Source organism: Sporosarcina sp. YIM B06819, assembly GCF_033485175.1.
Classification (GTDB): Bacteria; Bacillota; Bacilli; order Bacillales_A; family Planococcaceae; genus Sporosarcina.
This window is the reverse complement of sequence record NZ_JAWLIQ010000006.1, coordinates 146,607-166,963: the sequence shown is the minus strand read 5'-3', so window position 1 is coordinate 166,963 and position 20,357 is coordinate 146,607. Positions and strand designations below refer to the sequence as shown.

The 20,357-nt window shown below is 43.8% G+C and carries 18 protein-coding genes; 17 read left to right on the top strand and 1 reads right to left on the bottom strand.

The genetic code is table 11. The features are described from left to right. Nucleotides 1–55 precede the first annotated feature (55 nt). The 10 genes from R2B72_RS04805 to R2B72_RS04760 all read left to right on the top strand — a co-directional run bounded on the left by R2B72_RS04805 (nt 56) and on the right by R2B72_RS04760 (nt 9,494). Nucleotides 56–1,282, top strand: coding sequence for a LysM peptidoglycan-binding domain-containing protein (locus R2B72_RS04805; protein WP_318615168.1), 1,227 nt, complete (start codon nt 56–58; stop codon nt 1,280–1,282). Between the two features lie 7 nt (nt 1,283–1,289). Further along, a complete protein-coding gene (locus tag R2B72_RS04800) occupies nt 1,290–2,159 on the top strand; it encodes an aminoglycoside phosphotransferase family protein (protein WP_318615167.1) in 870 nt (289 codons plus the stop codon). A gap of 12 nt (nt 2,160–2,171) precedes the next feature. After that, entirely contained in the window at nt 2,172–2,894 is a 723-nt protein-coding gene (locus R2B72_RS04795) for a YebC/PmpR family DNA-binding transcriptional regulator (protein WP_318615166.1), read from the top strand. Nucleotides 2,895–3,063: 169 nt separating this feature from the next. Beyond that, nucleotides 3,064–4,299: an ATP-binding protein gene (locus R2B72_RS04790; protein WP_318615165.1), complete on the top strand. Its 1,236-nt coding sequence runs from the start codon at nt 3,064–3,066 to the stop codon at nt 4,297–4,299. Between the two features lie 67 nt (nt 4,300–4,366). Next, a complete protein-coding gene (gene ruvA / locus R2B72_RS04785) occupies nt 4,367–4,969 on the top strand; it encodes a Holliday junction branch migration protein RuvA (protein WP_318615164.1) in 603 nt (200 codons plus the stop codon). Nucleotides 4,970–5,004: 35 nt separating this feature from the next. Beyond that, on the top strand, nt 5,005–6,015 hold the full coding sequence (gene ruvB / locus R2B72_RS04780) for a Holliday junction branch migration DNA helicase RuvB (RefSeq protein WP_318615163.1): 1,011 nt from the start codon (nt 5,005–5,007) through the stop codon (nt 6,013–6,015). Between the two features lie 208 nt (nt 6,016–6,223). Beyond that, nucleotides 6,224–7,276, top strand: coding sequence for a tRNA preQ1(34) S-adenosylmethionine ribosyltransferase-isomerase QueA (gene queA / locus R2B72_RS04775; protein ID WP_318615162.1), 1,053 nt, complete (start codon nt 6,224–6,226; stop codon nt 7,274–7,276). Beyond that, nucleotides 7,276–8,415, top strand: a complete 1,140-nt coding sequence (gene tgt, locus R2B72_RS04770; protein WP_318615161.1) for a tRNA guanosine(34) transglycosylase Tgt — start codon at nt 7,276–7,278, stop codon at nt 8,413–8,415. The genes queA and tgt overlap by 1 nt, the downstream gene beginning before the upstream one ends. 41 nt (nt 8,416–8,456) lie before the next feature. Then, nucleotides 8,457–8,729, top strand: a complete 273-nt coding sequence (yajC, locus tag R2B72_RS04765; RefSeq protein ID WP_318615160.1) for a preprotein translocase subunit YajC — start codon at nt 8,457–8,459, stop codon at nt 8,727–8,729. A gap of 123 nt (nt 8,730–8,852) precedes the next feature. Continuing rightward, complete coding sequence (locus tag R2B72_RS04760; protein ID WP_318615159.1) at nt 8,853–9,494, top strand: DUF421 domain-containing protein; 642 nt, start codon at nt 8,853–8,855, stop codon at nt 9,492–9,494. On the opposite strand, the gene R2B72_RS04755 is transcribed toward R2B72_RS04760, so the two are convergent. Then, nucleotides 9,488–11,002: an oligosaccharide flippase family protein gene (locus tag R2B72_RS04755; RefSeq protein ID WP_318615158.1), complete on the bottom strand. Its 1,515-nt coding sequence runs from the start codon at nt 11,000–11,002 to the stop codon at nt 9,488–9,490. The genes R2B72_RS04760 and R2B72_RS04755 overlap by 7 nt on opposite strands. A 95-nt stretch (nt 11,003–11,097) precedes the next feature. Here R2B72_RS04755 and R2B72_RS04750 point away from each other — a divergent pair, with 95 nt between their 5' ends. The 7 genes from R2B72_RS04750 (at nt 11,098) to dtd (ending at nt 20,357) form a co-directional block, all read left to right on the top strand. After that, nucleotides 11,098–11,403 (top strand): post-transcriptional regulator, encoded by a 306-nt coding sequence (locus tag R2B72_RS04750; RefSeq protein WP_318615156.1) that lies wholly within the window; start codon nt 11,098–11,100, stop codon nt 11,401–11,403. A 146-nt stretch (nt 11,404–11,549) separates the two neighbouring features. Next, a complete protein-coding gene (gene secDF, locus R2B72_RS04745; RefSeq protein WP_318615155.1) occupies nt 11,550–13,826 on the top strand; it encodes a protein translocase subunit SecDF in 2,277 nt (758 codons plus the stop codon). A gap of 271 nt (nt 13,827–14,097) precedes the next feature. After that, nucleotides 14,098–14,463, top strand: a complete 366-nt coding sequence (locus R2B72_RS04740) for a lipopolysaccharide assembly LapA domain-containing protein (RefSeq protein WP_318615154.1) — start codon at nt 14,098–14,100, stop codon at nt 14,461–14,463. Nucleotides 14,464–14,729: 266 nt separating this feature from the next. Then, nucleotides 14,730–17,066 carry a single-stranded-DNA-specific exonuclease RecJ gene (recJ, locus tag R2B72_RS04735; RefSeq protein ID WP_318615153.1) on the top strand — a complete coding sequence of 779 codons (2,337 nt, stop codon included), beginning with the start codon at nt 14,730–14,732 and terminating at the stop codon, nt 17,064–17,066. A 2-nt stretch (nt 17,067–17,068) separates the two neighbouring features. Further along, complete coding sequence (locus R2B72_RS04730; protein ID WP_318615152.1) at nt 17,069–17,581, top strand: adenine phosphoribosyltransferase; 513 nt, start codon at nt 17,069–17,071, stop codon at nt 17,579–17,581. A 124-nt stretch (nt 17,582–17,705) separates the two neighbouring features. Further along, nucleotides 17,706–19,904 (top strand): bifunctional (p)ppGpp synthetase/guanosine-3',5'-bis(diphosphate) 3'-pyrophosphohydrolase, encoded by a 2,199-nt coding sequence (locus tag R2B72_RS04725; protein ID WP_318615151.1) that lies wholly within the window; start codon nt 17,706–17,708, stop codon nt 19,902–19,904. 12 nt (nt 19,905–19,916) lie between these two features. After that, complete coding sequence (gene dtd / locus R2B72_RS04720) at nt 19,917–20,357, top strand: D-aminoacyl-tRNA deacylase (RefSeq protein ID WP_318615150.1); 441 nt, start codon at nt 19,917–19,919, stop codon at nt 20,355–20,357.

Sequence of the window (20,357 nt, the reverse complement as noted above, 5' to 3'; positions counted from 1 at the left end):
CACAAAGACGGGCGTCCGTTCATACGATGGATTGACGGAAGGGGGAATTTTTTAAGTGGAAGTCCATATTGTTGTAAAAGGGGATACGCTGTGGAAGATCGCGCGTCAATATGGTATCCCGTTTGAAGAGTTGAAAAGGGTCAATGCACATCTTGCGAATCCTGATTATATCGTGCCCGGGATGAAAATATTTCTACCGAACAAAGCACATGGAGGGAAGCAAGAGCACATCAAGCATCCCGAACATGGAAAGGTTCCGGTGAAACCGACTCATCCAACTGCACCGCCAACACACCAAAAACCGACGCAACCAATGCATCAGAAACCAGTACCTTCAGTCCCAACACACCCAGCGCAGCCGACACATACAAAACCAGTACCTTCAGTCCCAACGCAACCAGCGAAGCCGACACATCCGAAACCAGCGCCACCAGTCTCAACACATCCAGCGAAACCAACACATCCAGCAAAGCCGACACTTCCAAAACCAGTGCCACCAATCTCAACACAGCCATCGAAGCCGACACATCCAACACCAAGACCGCCAGTGCCAACACCGATACCACCAGCGCCAATGCCAACACCGCCAGTACAGGTGCAGCCACCACTGCCGTTACCAACGCCGTCTTTACCAGCTCCACCACCTGTACCGATGCCTATGCCGATGCCGCCAGCACAAATGTTACCGATGCAGCTATGTATGCATCCAATGATACCGTGTGGCTGGATGCCGATTTTCGATGCAGATTGTCATCCGTTTATGCACTCTGGGCAAATCCAAGCGATGCCGTGCCCACCGGCTGCTGAGCAACCGGCACCGATGCCGTTGCCAACACCATCGTTACCATCCACACAATTCCCAATGTACGAAGAAGAAGAATGCGAAGAATCACCAATCTTCTCTAGCCAAGGACCTGCCACAATGCCGCAACAAGTTCCTATGGTAGAAGGTTGGAAACTGATGGAATCACCTGATAATCTGTGCGAAGAATCCCCGGAATGGAATCTACAGCCGTCACCGTGGTGTCCGCCGGAGCAAGGCTATATTCCGCAAGCCCTATCGCCAGCAATGCAACAAGGCTTTCCCATGATGCCATTCCCAGCCTATCAGCAGGGCTGTGGATGTGGTTGTGATGGACATAACAGCCAACATCATCAGCATCCAATGATGATGCCGCTATTCATCGGTCATCCATGTAATTGTCAGCCAACCATGCAGCCAATGCCTTACCAAATGATGCCTACACCTTATCAGGGCTCCAATTGGTACGGATCGTATTGATAGGCGTATGGCACAGGAGGGGAAATTAGAAAAAATAAAAGAAAATGTATGGAAGCTGGAGAAGGACGGTAATCGTTTTTCCGTGAAACGCTATCAATCTAGCTCCACTGCGATGAAAGTAAAGCATGTTCATGACGAGCTCCATTCGGCGTCGTTTTTGCATATCGTACCAGTTATGTATGAAGAAGACCGATTGCTGTTTATTCAACCATGGTTGGACGGTGCAAAAGCAGTCAATTTCAAAAAAAGGGCAGATCGGACGGATTCGCTTGCGGCCCTCCATGCCCTTCATGCGACACAGGCACAAATCGACTGGCACGCCTCACCTTACTTACATCCTTATCCTCTCACTATGAAGTGGGAGGATCGGATTGTTCGTTTTCGTGAAATTAGCGGTGCGTGCGAGGCGTATATCGGCAAAGGCCAGGTCGACGAAATTTTGTTTTATGCATTGAATGCGATTAGTATTGTCAAAAGAACCTATCAGAACCCTTTGAATGGTACGCTACTTCACGGAGATGTCGTGCATCATAATATTCTCCGCGATGCAACGGGTGTCATTCGCTTTATCGACTTCGATCTAGCTTGCACGGGGCCTGCTGGTACCGAAATTGCGTTGTGGATTCACCGTGTGCTACCGCAAATAGATTATGATATTGATTTTTTGTTTGATGAACAGCCTTCCTTGAAAAAGTTGGACTCGGCATCCAAGACTTTGCTATTGTTTCCGAATGAACTTTTACGTGAATGGCTCCACTTTTTCACGCTATCGCCAGCAGCTAGGGAAAGGCAGGCGAAGCAACTAATCCCTTTTACAGAGTCCGCGCTCTCACATTGGCCGAAATTATGGTATGATGTGGAACGGATAAACATATAGGGGGTAGTCAGTGTGGCAGGCCATTCCAAATGGAAGAATATACAAAACCGTAAAGGTGCACAAGATGCAAAAAGAGGAAAGATTTTTCAAAAGATGTCCAAGGAAATCTTTGTAGCGGCAAAATCGGGCGGACCGGATGTTGCATTGAATGCGGCACTTCGTCTAGCGATTGACAAGGCAAAAGGTGCGAACGTCCCCAATGACGTTATTAAACGGGCGATTGACAAGGCAACGGGTGCTAGTGCCGATGAGAACTACGAAGAAGTGATCTATGAAGGTTACGGCCCTGGTGGAGTCGCTGTACTTGTTTATTGTCTAACAGAAAATCGTAATCGAACAGCTCCAAATATACGTGTCGCATTTAACAAAAATGGCGGCAGTATTGGAGAAAGTGGTTCGGTTGGTTATATGTTTGACCGCAAAGGACGTCTTTTCATTGAACGAACGGAAAGTACCGATGAAGATACGGTGATGATGGCCGCGCTTGAAGCGGGTGCGGATGAGTTTGAATCGACAGATGAAGGTTTTGAAATTGTCACACAGCCTTCTGACTTTTTAACGGTGAAAGAAGCACTGGAAGCGAAAGGTATTGTCTTTATTTCAGCAGAAATCGAGATGATTCCGTCAATGTATACGGAGCTTTCAGCCGATAATGAAGAGTTATTTGACAAGATGATTGACGCATTGGAAGATGATGATGATGTGCAGGACATCTACCACAATGCGGCAGAGTGATAGTTGAATAGGATCCATACGAATACTCATCCACGATGCAAGAGTGGATGGGTATTTAATTTGGTCAATGAAAAATAAGATACATTTTACAGCGGGAAATAGTGTACAATTCTAAGGGCAACTAAAAACTATTGATTGGGTAATAACCGTCGTTGAAAGGAAGTTTAGCTTGATTGAAACATTATTGTTGAATGTATTGTTTTTACTAATGCCAGTTTTACTGGCTGTTATGTTTTTTGAAAATCAGCTAACAAAAACTAATAAATATTTACTTATTTTCCTTTCTTCTGTTACGCTCGTGTTTTGTATGGCCTTCCCGTTTAACTTGGAAATGGGCGCTATATTTGATTTAAGATATATTCCATTTATAATCGTGGCCCTTTTTGGAGGCTATAGAACGGTTTTCCCCCTTTATCTTGTTCTCAATTGTTACCGATTTTTCATCGGAGGAGAAGGGATTTACCAATCGCTTGTTTTCTCGACGATTATTCTTATTGTCGTGCCGTATTTGAATAGATGGTTTATGGGGAAAAGTGCAAAAGGTAGAGTTCTGTATGCAGTAGTGGTTACTTTTCTCGTGATGGCATGTTACTTTTTCACGTTAAGTTTTAAATACTCTAATTTAACGGGTGAGTTTTTGCCATTAACTGTTTATGCGTTAGTTATTCACATCATTGTAACTTCGGTTATTATGTCTTTAATAGAGAAGGTTATCGCTAATGTGAAAACCCGTGAACTGTATTTGCGTTCGGAAAGATTGAGGGATATTAGTGATTTGTCAGCAAGCATTGCTCATGAAATTCGTAATCCACTAACTGTTACCAATGGATTTTTACAACTGTTACAAGGCTCAAAAACGATTACTGCTGAAGAGAAGAGTTATATTGAGTTTTCGTTAAAAGAGTTAGAGCGAGCTGAATTGATTGTCAGTGATTTCTTGACATTCTCCAAACCGCAATCGGCCAATATGGTATATGCTAATTTTAAAGATGAAATCACGTATGTCGAAAATATTATGAGACCTTATGCGAATTTGAATCAGGTGGATATCCAAGTCCGTTTTACAAATTCATTGATGAAAAGATATGATAAGAATCAAATGCAGCAGTGTTTCATCAATCTATTTAAAAATGGGATTGAAGCGATGGCAGACAATGGTGGCGCGCTGTCGATTGATGTTGCGGAGCACAAGAAGAATATTATGATCAAAATTTCTGATTGCGGAGTCGGTATGACTAGGGAAGAAATTGTACAGCTTGGAAAACCCTATTACTCTACTAAAAAAGAGGGGACAGGCCTGGGGATGTTAATGGTTTACAGCACGATTGGTAATGTAAAAGGGAAGATTGATGTGAAAAGTGTGGTCGGAAAAGGAACAACTTTTCTGATTACCATCCCTGTTTAACTTTCTTAAAGGTAGAAAGTGCGTTCGTATGGTATAATCAGTTTTGACCATATAGGGGGCAGATAATATGTACGACTACATAAAAGGGCAGATTACACGTGTGACGCCTGAATATATTACGTTGGAACAAGGCGGGATTGGTTGGCTCATTATGACGCCGAATCCGTATGCGTTTCATAAGACAGATGAGATTCAACAAGTGTTTACGTATTTGCATGTCCGTGAAGATATTCAGTTGCTACTTGGCTTTAAATCATTGGAGCAGCGTGAATTGTTTAAGAAGCTAATTACCGTTTCGGGTATTGGTCCGAAAGGGGCTTTGGCGATTTTGGCTAGTGGTATTCCTTCTCAAGTCATTGGGGCGATTGAACGGGAAGATGAGACATTTTTGGTTCAATTTCCGGGTGTCGGGAAAAAGACGGCGCGCCAAATGATTCTCGATTTGAAAGGCAAGCTATTTGATTTGTTCAGCGAAATCGAACTGCCGGACGATGACGTAACGCTACTGACGATGGCGGAAAACGGTGCGCTGGATGAAGCAGTTTTAGCATTAGAGGCACTTGGCTATTCTCAGCGTGAATTGACAAAAGTGAAACCGAAGTTGGAGAAGGAAGAATTAGATACAGAAGGTTATATGAAATTAGCTTTGCGGTTATTGTTGAAACAATAGTAATTATTGCTGAAGCTGGAAAGGGGGGGCGGACGATGGAAGAACGGGTTATTTCTGGAGAAGCATCCAATTTTGACGAGCGTTTCGAGCAGTCGCTAAGACCACAGTTTCTCAGTCAGTATATCGGGCAGGAAAAGGTGAAGGACAATCTAGGGATTTTCATCGAGGCGGCAAGAGGGCGCAGTGAGAGCTTGGATCATGTGTTGTTATACGGACCACCTGGACTTGGGAAGACGACACTTGCTAGCGTCATTGCCAATGAAATGGATGTCAATATCCGTATGACGAGTGGCCCAGCTATTGAACGTCCTGGTGATTTGGCGGCGGTTGTTTCTTCGCTTGAGCCTGGCGATGTGTTATTTATCGATGAAATTCACAGGCTGAATCGGGCGATCGAAGAAGTACTATATCCGGCAATGGAAGATTTTTGTCTCGATATTGTTGTAGGAAAAGGTCCTTCAGCACGGTCGATTCGTCTGGACTTGCCACCGTTTACATTAATTGGGGCGACGACGCGTGCTGGGGCTTTGTCTGCGCCTTTACGCGATCGGTTTGGTGTACCACTGCGTCTTGAATTTTATGAAGTAGAGCCGCTGAAGGAAATTGTTGTGCGCAGTGCAGGTCTTTTTGAAGTAGCGATTGATGAACAAGCTGCTATAGAAATTGCCCGTCGTTCAAGGGGGACCCCACGTATTGCCAACCGGTTGTTGCGCCGTGTGCGTGATTTTGCGCAAGTGAGAGGCAATGGTAATATTACTGTTACAACAGCGCAGCAAGCTCTTGAAATGCTACAAGTGGACTCGCATGGTCTGGATCATATCGATCACAAGTTGATCACCGGAATGATTGAGCGCTTTCGTGGTGGACCTGTCGGTATTGATACGATTTCGGCAAGTATTGGTGAGGAATCTGTGACGATTGAGGATGTCTATGAACCGTATTTGTTGCAGATTGGTTTTATTCAACGAACTCCACGCGGACGTGTGGCGACGCGATTGGCATATGAGCATTTTGGTTATGTCGTTCCAGAAGGATATGACCAATAATTGGACCAACAAGGAAGGATGTAGTTCAATCCTTCCCCCCCTGTTGGCCAAAGCCTCCGGCGGATGTCACAAATTTTAATGGGAGTCAATTGGGGCAGTCTAAGTTCGCGACGACTGCATACCTGCATCCTGCGGGCACAATTCGAAATTTGGACACAATTACGCCAAGGTGTAATTGATTTTTAAATAAAGGGAGATAATATAGAAGATGGATGTCAATGATTTTGATTTTGATTTACCGGAACGGCTAATTGCACAAACGCCGCTAGTAGACCGCACGGCGAGCCGACTAATGGTGCTTGATAAAGTAACGGGACACGTACAACACCGTCATTTTCCTGACTTGTTGGAGGAGCTTGAGGCAGGCGATATAGTCGTATTAAATGATACGCGCGTTTTGCCAGCACGTCTGATGGGTGTCAAAGAGGAGACAGGTGCTACAATTGAAGTGCTATTATTGAAAGAAATAGTTGCTAATGAGTGGGAGACGCTCGTCAAACCGGCAAAGCGTGTGAAACTGGGAACGATTGTGACTTTTGGAGATGGTCGATTAAAAGCAGAGTGTACAGGGATACAGGCGCAAGGCGGACGGACGTTCAAATTCATCTATGATGGGATTTTCTATGAAATTTTAGATGCACTTGGGCAAATGCCGTTACCACCGTATATTACGGAAACGTTGGATGATCAGGCGCGTTATCAGACCGTGTTTGCGAAAGAGCGTGGTTCGGCAGCGGCACCGACCGCAGGACTGCATTTTACAGACGACATTTTGGACAGCATGCGCGCGAAGGGGGTTCACATTGCTTTTATCACGTTGCATGTGGGCCTGGGAACGTTTCGCCCGGTGAGTGCGGATACAATTGAAAATCATACGATGCATGCAGAGTATTACCAAGTTACGCAAGAAACTGCGGATGCGATTAACAAGGCGAAAGAACAAGGTGGTCGCGTTATTGCGGTAGGGACGACATCTTCACGGACATTGGAAACCATTGCTTCAGCGAATGATGGTAAAATTATTGAGACAAGTGGATGGACTTCGATTTTCATCTACCCAGGTTATACATTTAGCATTGTCGACGGACTTTTGACCAATTTCCATTTGCCAAAATCAACGCTTATTATGCTGATTTCGGCATTATCAACGCGAGAACATATTCTTGCGGCATATCAACAGGCGGTCGAGAAACAGTATCGCTTCTTCAGTTTTGGAGATGCAATGTTCATCAAACCGTCACAAAGGAAGGAATCAAATTAATGGCAGCAATTACTTATGAACATATTAAAACTTGTAAACAAACGGGGGCGCGTCTTGGCGTCGTCCATACACCACACGGCTCATTTGAAACGCCTGCGTTCATGCCAGTGGGTACACAGGCAACCGTCAAGACGATGTCACCAGAAGAATTAAAAGACATTGGTGCGGGCATTATTTTAAGTAACACGTATCACCTATGGCTACGCCCAGGGCATGACATTGTGAAAGAAGCGGGCGGCTTGCATAAATTCATGAATTGGGACAGACCTATTTTGACCGATTCAGGTGGTTTCCAAGTGTTTTCATTGAGCAAATTCCGTAAGATTGAAGAGGAAGGCGTGCATTTTAGACATCATTTGAATGGTAGCAAGCTATTCCTTAGTCCTGAAAAAGCGATGGAAATTCAAAATGCACTCGGTCCGGATATTATGATGGCGTTCGATGAATGTCCACCATTCCCGGCAACGTATGAGTATATGAAGGCAAGTGTGGAACGAACATCGAGATGGGCGGCGCGTTGTTTAGCGGCACACGCTCGTCCTGAAGAGCAAGCGTTATTCGGCATTGTTCAAGGTGGCGAGTTTGAGGAATTGCGTAAGCAAAGTGCGAGGGATCTTGTTGCACTTGATTTCCCGGGGTATGCGATTGGTGGATTATCTGTTGGGGAGCCGAAGGATATAATGAACCGCGTCCTAGAGTATACGACACCATTGTTGCCAGCAGATAAACCGCGTTACTTAATGGGAGTCGGTTCTCCTGACTCACTAATTGATGGTGCCATTCGCGGAATCGATATGTTTGACTGCGTATTACCAACGCGTATTGCACGTAACGGTACGTTGATGACGAGTGAAGGGCGTTTAGTTGTCCGCAATGCGAAATATAAAAATGATTTCGGTCCACTTGATAAAAACTGTGATTGTTATGCTTGCAAAAATTATAGCAGGGCTTACATTCATCATTTAATCCGCACGGAGGAGACGTTTGGTATCCGTTTGACAACGCATCATAACCTGCATTTCTTGCTCAATTTAATGGAGCAAGTCAGGGATGCGATTCGCAATGATCGTCTCGGAGATTTCCGCGAAGAGTTTTTTGAAAGCTATGGATTCAACAAACCGAATGCAAAAAACTTTTAAATCTTGTATAATGAATCGAGGTTGAAAGGGGGATGAAATAAATGGAAGGTTTAGCTGGATTATTGCCGTTCGTGGCGATGTTCGCAGTTATGTGGTTTTTGTTAATCAGGCCGGCGCAAAAGAGACAGAAAGCGACGAAGCAGATGCAAAGCGACTTAAAACGCGGCGATAAAGTCATTACAATTGGTGGAATTCACGGAACAATCGATGCTGTCGATGACTCATCGGTATTCCTTAACGTTTCTGAAGGCACGACACTGCAATTCGATAGACAAGCAGTTGGACGTGTAGTCGATTCAAAAACGGCTCTTTAAGTAATAGAAGAGGCGATTGGCTAGATGGGGAATTTCCCGCCTAGCTAATCGCCTTTTTCTATGTCTATCGTGTATACAAGCCGGAGTGTAAAGGGCATCCTTCATGGAAAAGGGAGGATGTTTATGCACGACTTACTCATCATTAGTTATCGAACTGTATTATTATATATCCTCATCGTCGTTATTTTACGAATCATGGGGAAACGGGAAGTTGGCGAACTAAGTGTCATCGACGTTGTTGTTTTCGTCATTATGGCAGAGGTAGCTGCGTTTGCACTGGATTCTCCCGATCAGGAACTGTTGCAATCCATCATTCCAATGGTTATTTTATTATTGATTCAATTGTTATCTTCTTTTTTCTCATTGAAAAGCAAAAAGTTTAGGGATATTGTAGACGGTGATCCAACCATTATTATTCGGCATGGCCAAATATTGGAACATGAAATGCGCAAACAGCGCTATAATCTCGATGATTTATTCCAACAGCTACGTGAGCAGCAAATTGGCTCTGTGCATGAAGTGTCTTTCGCCTATTTAGAAACGTCCGGCAACTTATCAGTATTCAAGCATGATGATGTTCAACCCGTTCTTGCGCTGATTTCAGACGGTGTTATCCAACATAAGCATCTAGCGATAATAGGTCGAACAGAAGAGTGGCTTGTAAAGGAACTGAAAAATCAAGGCGTCAATGATGTGGAGCAAATTTTTTATGGCTCATTTGAAAATGGTGAGTTGAAATATCAGCTGAAAGAAAAGTTTCAGTGAATTTTTACCAACTTTTTAAACAGGAGGAAATCACTGGCCTTCACTTGCCCTGTTAGAATAAGAATAATTAATAGGAATGCAGTTGTGATGGTGCATTCCATTAGTAAGCCAAAATCACCAATGGGGATGAAAATCGGACGCATGATGGCGGTCATAATGAAGGATGCGTAAGGCATGGCGAACATGGTGAAGCCAGTTGCTGTTGCTTTGTTTTTACGCAATGTCGCAATATGCAGGAATGATGTGATGAGTACGCCGAAACCGATGGCTAGAACGGCACCTGTTACTTGTAGACCGGGTTGCGAAGCGAGGATGAACATGACACCGAGTTTCGCAATCCCGCCGTATACCGAATTCATCATCCCTGCTTTGGCTTCGCCTGTCGCTTGTAAAATCGAATAGAGCGGACTCTGGATGTAGTAAAAGAAAAAAATCGGTGCGAGTAACGTCATAAACGATGCGCCTTCCGTTACATGAAACAATTTTTCTGCTAACGCCTGTCCGTGGACATAGAAAACGGCCGCTGCAAAGGCCCCTGTCAATGCCGATAAGCGGAGGGATAGGTGAATCCGTTCTCGTAATTTTGCTTTATTTGTCGAAGCCGCTGCACCACTAACAGCAGGTACAAGGACGACGGACAAGGCATAAGGAATAAAGGATGGAAACAACAGCAACGGAATGAGTACGCCGGATATGATACCGTAAAGGGAAGTGGCGGCGACAGCAGTAACCCCTGACATAGCTAAGGCCCTCAGAAAGATAATCGGCTCCAAGAACCATGTGAATGTTCCAAATAATCGGCTACCAGAAGAAGGAAGTGCGATGGCGAGCAATGGCTCCATTGGGTAGCGCTTCACCTGCTGTTCTTTCGGTACACGCCTTTTACGTTGTTGATATTTGAATAATAAGTAGAGCAAAGAAAATAGCTCCGCAAGCAACGTGATGCCCATCGCATAGGCGGCATTCATCGCGGTATTACCGTTCATCAATAGGGAAGGCAATAACCATGTAATCAGTATAATTCGGACAAATTGTTCGATGATTTGAGACCAAGCTGTTTCTTCAATGCGTGCAATGCCTTGAAAATAGCCGCGTATTAATCCGCCGATTGCAGCAACGGGGACAATTGCAATCCCTACGTACAGAGTTGTCGAGGAGGCCGCGTTACCGAGCAATGTTTCCGATAAATAAGGCACGAACAAGATGGAGGCGGGGATGAATACCGCGCTTGTTAAGATGGTGATGAAGGTTGCGGTTTTCATAACGGCAGGTAGCTGGACGGATTGCCCTTTGGCATCGAGCTCAGCAATAACTTTGGCGATGGCGATTGGGACCCCGAGCTGAACGAGCGACAGGAAAAAAATGAAAGCGGGATATGCGGTCATATAAATACCGACAGCTTCTTCACCAGCAATCCGCATGAATTGAATCCGAAAGACGAATCCTAAAAGTTTGGACAAGAAGACAGCGACCATTAGAACAACTGTCCCGCGGATAAATGAAGACAATTTAAACAACTCCTTCCTAATTCCGGTCATTTCATATACACTAAACGTATGCAGATATACACGCACTTACGACTGTTGATGAAAGGAATGGGATAATGGCACAACAATTTGAAAAACTGTACGTCCATATGTTGCCCGCGATTGACAGCAAAAAGAACGAATTTCATTTGTATGGTTATCCTACGGTAACGAGTGAAGCGATTTGGACCTATTGTGTTCAAAAAAAATGGCGCAAAAAAGATATTCTTTTGATGCGGATGCATGAAATGGCGCATGACATTTTACATGTGTCATCTGCTGAGTTTATGACATACACGCAAATTGAAGAACAACGAAGTTCGAATTGGTTTTCTGATATCAACAGTGAAGAATTGCGAATGTTACTAACATCTGTAAAATGAAAATATGATATACTTACACACGACCATTTGACACATGGGTGGTCGTGTTTCATAATGTACATACCGTGTTTAATGTCTTATGTTGTTCTCGGAGTACGTGCATCAGAAAGGCGTACGTCTCCACATAAAGAGGGGGAAATAGAATTATGAAAAGAAGAGGACGGATCGTTGCGTTCCTATTACTGCTCGTCATATTTGCTGGGACGATTGGAACGACTACCCATCCGATATTGAAGGATGTCAAATTAGGTCTCGATTTACAAGGGGGCTTTGAAGTTCTTTATGAAGTTCAAGAATTAAAAGGCGGTACAAAAATAACGGAATCAGTCGTTGCTGATACAGCAGAAGCACTTGGGAACCGAATTGACGTGCTTGGTGTTAGTGAACCAAGCATTCAAATTGAATCCAATAATCGGATTCGTGTGCAACTTGCGGGTGTGGAAGACCAAGACAAAGCCCGTGAACTGTTATCGACGCAGGCTGACCTAACGTTTAGGGATGTCGACGACAATCTCCTGCTAAGCGGAGATGATTTGAAAGAAGGAAAAGCGAAGGCTAACTTTGGTGAACGAAATAACCCCGTCGTGACACTTGAAATGAAAGATCCGAACAAATTCGGTGAAGTAACGACGGAGATTAAAGCGAAACCACCTGGTCAAAATCTACTCGTTATCTGGCTCGATTTTGTTGAAGGCGAAGATTCTTATGCGGCAGAAATATTGAAGCCGGAAAAAGATCGGAAAATTGTTTCGGCTCCACAAGTAACCCAAACAATTGCTTCATCCAATGTCGAGATTAACGGTTCATTTACACCAATCGAAACAAAAACATTGGCAGGTATTTTGAATGCGGGTGCACTACCTGTCCACTTGGAAGAAGTCTATTCAACTTCAGTCGGAGCGCAGTTTGGTGACGAAGCATTGAACAAAACGATATTTGCAGGAATTATTGGTATTTCGCTTATTTTCGTCTTCATGCTTGTCTATTACCGTCTGCCAGGACTTGTAGCAGTCATTACATTGTCTGTGTATATTTACATCATTTTACTTGTCTTTACGCTTATCAATGGTGTGTTGACACTTCCAGGTATTGCGGCCTTAATGCTTGGGGTTGGGATGGCAGTCGATGCCAATATCTTGACGTATGAACGGATTCGAGAGGAATTACGGGTTGGTAAATCGGTTCAGACTTCATTCACAGCGGGGGCAAAATCTGCTTTCACGGCTATTCTTGATGCCAATATTACGACAATCCTTGCGGCTGTAGTGTTGTTTGTATTCGGGACAAGCTCGGTTAAAGGTTTTGCAACCGTACTGATTATCAGTATTTTGGCGAGCTTCTTGACAGCAGTTTGGGGATCACGTTTACTACTTGGACTACTTGTGAACAGTGGTTTATTAGATGGTAAGCCAGGACTATTCGGTATTTCAAAAAACAGAATTCATCCTGCAGAAGAAAAAGTTGAAACGTTAGACCTGACAACGAAATTCGACCGTTTGGATTTTGTGGGAACGCGTAGGAAATTTTACGTCATTTCAGCTGTTTTGCTGACAACAGGTATTATTATGTTAGGTGTCTTCAAATTGAATCTAGGGATTGACTTTGCGGGTGGTACGCGGGTTGAAGTAGTGGCTAACCATTCTATTACTAAAGAAAAAGTCTCGGCTTCCCTAGACAAAATCGGATATCCATCTGATGATATTGTGATTTCAGGAGACGCAAAAAACATTGGTGTTGTCCGTTACAAAGATGAATTTAAACAAGAGGAAGTTAAACAGCTAAAAGCTGATTTGGCAGCAGAATTTGGTGCTGAACCGAACGTTTCAACGGTATCTAACACAGTTGGTAAAGAACTTGCGAAAAACGCCATGTATGCACTGCTGTATGCTGCTTTAGGAATTGTGATTTACGTTGCCTTCCGTTTTGAATGGCGCATGGGTGTTGCCTCTATTATCGGGCTACTGCATGATGCATTTTTCATGGTTGCCGTATTTAGTATTTTGCGGCTTGAAGTCGATGTTACATTCATCGCAGCGGTCTTAACGATTGTCGGGTATTCCATCAATGATACGATTGTGACATTTGACCGGATACGGGAAAATATTAGCCATCGTAAGCAGATTGCGACAGAAGAAGAATTAGCAGATATCGTAAACAAATCATTGCGTCAGACGCTTGGACGTTCTGTCAATACGGTGTTAACTGTTGTTATTGTTGTAGCGGCATTGATGCTGTTAGGTGCAGAATCGATTCGACCATTCTCGATTGCGCTTCTTATCGGATTGCTTGCGGGAACATATTCTTCAATCTTCATTTCAGCTCAAATTTGGTTTGATCTGAAAAAACGTGAATTGAAAGAAAAAGGTCCTATTAAAGCGGATGAACAGAAAAAACAATGGGGTTCAGACGAGCCTGTCGTATAAGGGTTTCACAACTTCATGGAACAGGGTATACATTAGAGTATATTCTGTTCCATTTTTTAATTTGAATCAGCAAAAGTTCCTGCTGATTCAAATTAAGCCTCCGGCGGATGTCACAAATTTTGAAAGGAGTTATGGAAGGCAGTCTAAGTTCGCGACATCCTGTCGCAACGACTGCATGACCTACATCCTGTAGGCCCCAAGCGCAATTCAAAATTTGGACTCAATTACGCCGAGACGTAATTGATAAAAGGATAATAAAGGAGGAATTGCCATGAAGTTTCAGTGGAATTTGCTGTACGGATTACTTTTTTCTATTATTATCGCTCTTTTTGCTATCTTCAATATCGAGTCTGTACAAGTGAATTATATTTTTGGTAAAACAGATTTGCCGCTCGTTATGGTAATTTTATGTTCGGCTCTATTGGGCGCAATGGTGAGTGTTTTTGTGGCGATGTTCCGCACGGTTCAGTCCAATCATCGTGTGAAAGAATTGCAGAAAGAAATCACACTGAAAGAGCAAACAATTGCTGCGCAACAAAATGAAATAGCAGAGCTGCAAAAAAAACCAAAGCCTATTGCGCCAAAGTCTATTGCAAATGTAGAACAAAAGGACGTCGCAGGATCGCTAGAGGACTAATGCAAAAGAGCACCTTTCTGGAACTATATTCAGCAAGGTGCTTTTATCTTTATTCAGCGGTTGTTCAAATGCTGAATTAGGAGGAATACAGTTCAATTCCTCCCTGATAAAGCCTCCGACGAATGTCACAGATTTTGAATCGATGAAGCTCGATTCAAAATCTGGACGCAATTACGCCAAGGCGTAATTGATATGTTCGTAACCAGCAACTTTTCTTTCAGATGCTCTGCGCATCCGTTATAATGAACGTGAGGATGTGAAAGATTTTGATTGAATCAATGAAAAGATGGACAGTGCAACGGCCGGATGAGCAAGTTGTTAACATATTGACGGCGGAGCTCGGTCTGTCATCTGTTCAGGCAAAAATATTGGCTGGAAGAGGGCTAACGAATCCAGACGAAGTAAAAGCTTTTTTACATATGGATGCATCAGCTATGCATGACCCTTACTTACTTTATGACATGGATAAAGCTGTCGAGCTGATTACAAAAGCCATCGCCGCTAATAAAAAAATCGCGGTCTATGGAGATTATGATGCAGACGGCGTGACAAGTGTCACGGTGTTGATGACGGCGCTTGAGCGAATGGGGGCAGATGTCTTGTTTGCCATTCCTAATCGCTTTACACACGGCTATGGACCCAATAAGGAACTATTTCTTGAGTTGTATGAACAGGGTGTGTCACTCATTGTGACGGTCGATAACGGCATTTCAGGGATTGACGAAATTGCTTATGCTAAGACGCTTGGACTAGGCGTCATTGTGACAGACCACCACGAAATCGGCAGTGTACTGCCACCAGCAGATGCCATTATCCACCCGCGTCACCCAGATGGGGCTTACCCTTTCGGCGACCTTGCAGGTGTCGGTGTGGCGTTTAAGCTTGCCTGTGGGTTACTAGGTGAAGTCCCGCAAGATTTAATCGAACTCGTAGCTATCGGTACTGTAGCGGATCTTGTGTCGTTACGCGGAGAAAATCGTTATTTTGTCAAAGAAGGCATTAAGCACATGCGTGTATCAAAGCGCCCAGCGATACAAGCGCTTGCACGCATCGCAGGTACGGAGCAAGCAATGCTATCAGAGGAGTCAATCGGTTTCATGATTGGACCTCGACTGAATGCCGCTGGACGCTTAGGTGATGCCTCCCCAGCGGTTGATCTACTTAAAACGGAAGATGTGGTACTGGCGTCGTCATTGGCGAAAGATCTTGATACGTCGAATAAAGAAAGGCAAGCAATTGTCGCGGATATTAGTCAGGAAGCGGAAGATTTCATTGCTAAAACGTATGGTGATCACATTCCTTATGTGTTTGTCATTGCTGCAGAGGGCTGGAATGCAGGAGTTGTCGGTATCGTTGCTTCGCGCATTACCGAGAAATACTACCGTCCGACGATTATTTTGTCGATTGATGTAGAAAAAGGTATTGCTAAAGGATCTGCTAGAAGTATTGCAGGTTTTGATATGTTTGCGGAGTTATCGAAGAACAAAGATATCCTGCCTCATTTTGGTGGTCATCAAATGGCAGCGGGGATGTCTCTTGCGATTGCAAATGTAGATACGCTACGTGACAATCTCAATTCCCAAGGTGCGCAAGTCTTGACGGATGAAATGCTATCTCCGAAGCTTACAATCGATGTACCGTTGTCGATTGACGAGATTGATGTGGGTGTGCTGGAGTCATTGGAACTATTGCGACCATTTGGTATGGATTTTCAAAAGCCGTTGTACTTACTGGAAGATTTATCGGCAGCGACGGTCCGCAAAATTGGCGCAGCGAAAAATCATATGAAATTGGAATTGGCAGCCGGCGAACACTCCCTGGATGCGATTGGTTTCAGTCTAGGGCATATCGCAGACCAACTAACGCCTGGCGTCAAATTGTCGGTTGTTGGCGACTTGCAAGTCAATGAATGGAATGGCAATAAAAAGCCGCAGTTATTAATTGGCGATATTCGGTCTGATGATTGGCAGTTATTTGACTTGCGAGGTATTCGTGAAGCGACGAGATGGCTACCGACCATTCCAGTGGACCGCACATTATTTGTGGCTTTTCATGGGCAAACCGTGACGCATTTCCAATCTTCTTTGAGAGGTATTGCGATTCATCTTGTCGGACAAAGTAAGATAGCGGAGGCGGATCATCTTGTATTGCTAGATATACCTGACGATGCCATGCATCTTGAAGAACTTGTTGTAGCGCTGAATCCGAAGCGAGTGTATGCCCATTTCCATGCGAATGATTCCAAGTATTTTGATGGCCTGCCGGGTCGTGATCAGTTTGGCTGGTATTATAGTTTTCTGAAAAAACGTGGGGAATTCGACATGGCGAAAAATGGAGACCAGCTGACTGCCCACAAAGCGTGGAAAAAGGATACGGTTTATTTCATGTCACAGGTGTTTTCTGAGCTAGGATTTGTTAAGATAGAAAATGGTCTTGTTTCCGTTGTGGAGACAGTTGGTAAACGAGATCTTTCTGAGGCACCGTCTTATCAACAACGTGAGCGTCAGATGGAGCTTGAAAAAATATTGCTTTATGCGCCATATATGGAATTGAAACGATGGTTTGATACTGTGAAGGATCGTACTGTCGACGGGGAGGAATAATGATGGATTTAAAAGAATACGTAACGATTGTCCCGAATTATCCGAAGGAAGGCATTAGCTTTAAGGATATTTCAACAATCATGGATAATGGACAAGCTTATAAATTTGCGACAGATGAAATTGTCAAGTTTGCTAAAGAAGTGGGGACGGATATTATCGTCGGTCCTGAAGCACGCGGCTTTATCATCGGCTGTCCGGTTGCTTATGCGTTGGAAGTGGGCTTTGCTCCAGTTCGCAAACCAGGTAAGTTACCACGGGAAACAATTGAAGTTGAATATGATCTTGAGTATGGTAAGGACACATTGACGATCCACAAAGACGCTATCAAGCCGGGTCAACGTGTGCTCATAGTCGATGACCTTTTAGCAACGGGTGGAACGGTCGGTGCGACGGTTGAGCTTGTTGAAAAACTAGGCGGCGTTGTGGCAGGTTGTGCATTTATCATTGAGCTGTCTTATTTAGATGGCCGTGAAAAATTGCAAGGTTATGACTTACGATCATTGATTACTTACTAAAAAAATGTCTTCCGCACAATGAGCGGAAGACATTTTTATATCTAAGTACTTTACATAAGCATGCTTTTATACATACAATAGGAATACTAACATTTTTGCGGATAAGGTCGAAAGGAGAAAGATTATGGCGAAAAATCGTGACATGACGGCAGAAGAAATATTTTCATTTGTCGCCTCCTATATGAATGAAGAACACGTTGAATTCGTCAAAAAAGCATATGAGGCTGCGAAGTCTGCACATGTGGGACAGTATAGGAGTTCAGGTGAGGCATATATTCTTCATCCTGTCCAAGTTGCGGGGATTCTAGCCGAATTGCAAATGGACCCTTCGACGGTTGCTGCGGGATTCCTTCATGACGTTGTGGAAGATACGGACGTTAGCAGGGAAGATATCATCCGAGATTTCGGCGAAGAAGTTGCGATGCTCGTTGATGGTGTGACGAAACTTGAAAAATTGAAGTATAAGTCAAAAGAAGAAAAACAAGCGGAAAATCATCGCAAGATGTTTGTTGCAATGGCCCAGGATATCCGTGTTATTTTGATTAAACTAGCGGATCGACTCCACAATATGCGAACACTTAAGCATGTGCCAGAAGAAAAGCAGCGCCGAGTTGCAGCTGAAACTTTGGAAATATTCGCACCGCTTGCACATCGCCTCGGTATATCTGCTATCAAATGGGAACTAGAAGATATCGCATTGCGTTATTTGAACCCACAGCAATATTACCGAATTGTCAATATGATGAAGCGCAAACGTGTGGAACGCGAAAATTATTTAGAAAATGTGATGGAACAGATTAAGGGTGAAATCGGAGAGATGGAAATCAGTGCTGATCTTTCAGGGCGACCAAAGCATCTGTACTCGATTTACCGCAAGATGGTTATTCAGAAAAAAGAATTTAATGAAATTTATGATCTGTTAGCCGTTAGAATTATCGTTTCCAGTATTAAAGATTGCTATGCGGTACTCGGCATTATTCACACGTTATGGAAGCCAATGCCTGGACGATTTAAGGATTACATCGCGATGCCGAAACAAAATCTTTACCAGTCGTTACATACAACGGTTGTGGGTCCAGCGGGCGATCCGCTCGAAGTGCAGATTCGGACGGAAGAAATGCATAAAATTGCAGAGTTTGGGGTTGCCGCGCACTGGGCGTATAAAGAAGGAAAAACGCTGACAGTGCATCCAAGCGATATTGATTCGAAATTGACATGGTTTAGAGAAATTCTTGAAATTCAAAATGAGTCTTCTAATGCGGAAGAATTTATGGAGTCTTTGAAGTTCGATTTATTTTCAGACATGGTCTACGTTTTTACACCAGACGGCGATGTGATGGAGCTGCCAGCAGGTTCGGTACCGATTGACTTTGCTTATCGTGTCCATTCTGAAGTAGGAAATCGTACAATCGGCGCAAAAGTCAATGGCAAGATGGTGCCGCTGGATACGGAGTTATTTACGGGGAATATCATTGAGATCTTGACGTCGAAGCAATCATTCGGGCCTAGTCGTGATTGGTTGAAGATTGCTAATACCTCCCAAGCTAAAAATAAAATTCGGCAGTATTTCAAAAAACAACTGCGGGAAGAAAACATCATAAAAGGCCGGGAAATGATTGAAAAAGAAATAAAATCACAAGGATATGATGTAAAAGAAACCCTTACACAAGAGGGGATTAAGCGAGTTATTGAAAAGTTTAGCTTTACTTCGGAAGAAGATATGTACGCTGCTGTCGGGTTTAATGGTATAACCGCCCAGCAAGTCGTCAATCGTATGGCTGAGAAACTGCGTAAAGAACGCGAACAACAAGATACGATTGACAAAATTGTTAAGGATATGAAGGCTACACCGCATGATAAAATGACTGAATCGGGTGTTATCGTAAAAGGCATTGATAATCTGCTTATTCGATTATCGAAGTGCTGTAATCCTATACCTGGCGATGAAATTGTCGGATTTATCACGAAAGGGCGCGGGGTTTCTGTCCATCGAATGGATTGCCCAAATATCACGGCTGATGATGAAGAGAATGATCGGATCATTGATGTGGAATGGGCGCTGGGGCCAGCTAATTCTAAGAAGGAATTCCAGGTGGATATTGAAGTGTCTGCATTTGACCGACAAGGTTTGTTGAATGAAGTGATGATGGTAGTTGCAGATACGAAGACGCCGATGGTTGCGGTGAGCGGTAAAGCAGATCGCGACAAAATTGCACGTATCAATATGACGATTAAAATTACAGATATTGCACATTTGCATAAAATTGTCGATCGGATTAAACAAATTCGTGATATTTACTCTGTGCAACGCATTATCAACTAGGGGATGTAACGGATGAAGGTTGTGTTACAAAGATCGGGTCCGGCAACTGTTCGTGTTGACGGACAAGTGACGGGCTCGATTGATAAGGGCTATGTGTTACTTGTGGGGATTACGCATGGGGACACGAAAGAAGATGCAGCCTATATTGCAAAGAAAATTGCGGGTCTTCGTTTATGGGAAGATGCTGAAGGGAAGATGAACCATTCCATAATGGAAGTGGGTGGAGCTATTTTGTCAGTGTCCCAGTTTACATTGTACGGAGACGTGAAAAAAGGACGTCGACCAAGCTTTATCGAAGCGGCGAGGCCTGAACAGGCAAAACCGCTTTGGGAAGCGTTTAACCTTAAGCTAGAACAAGAGGGACTGCATGTTGAGACAGGTATTTTCGGCGCCATGATGGATGTCGAGCTTGTCAATGATGGCCCTGTGACAATCATAATAGATTCGAAATGA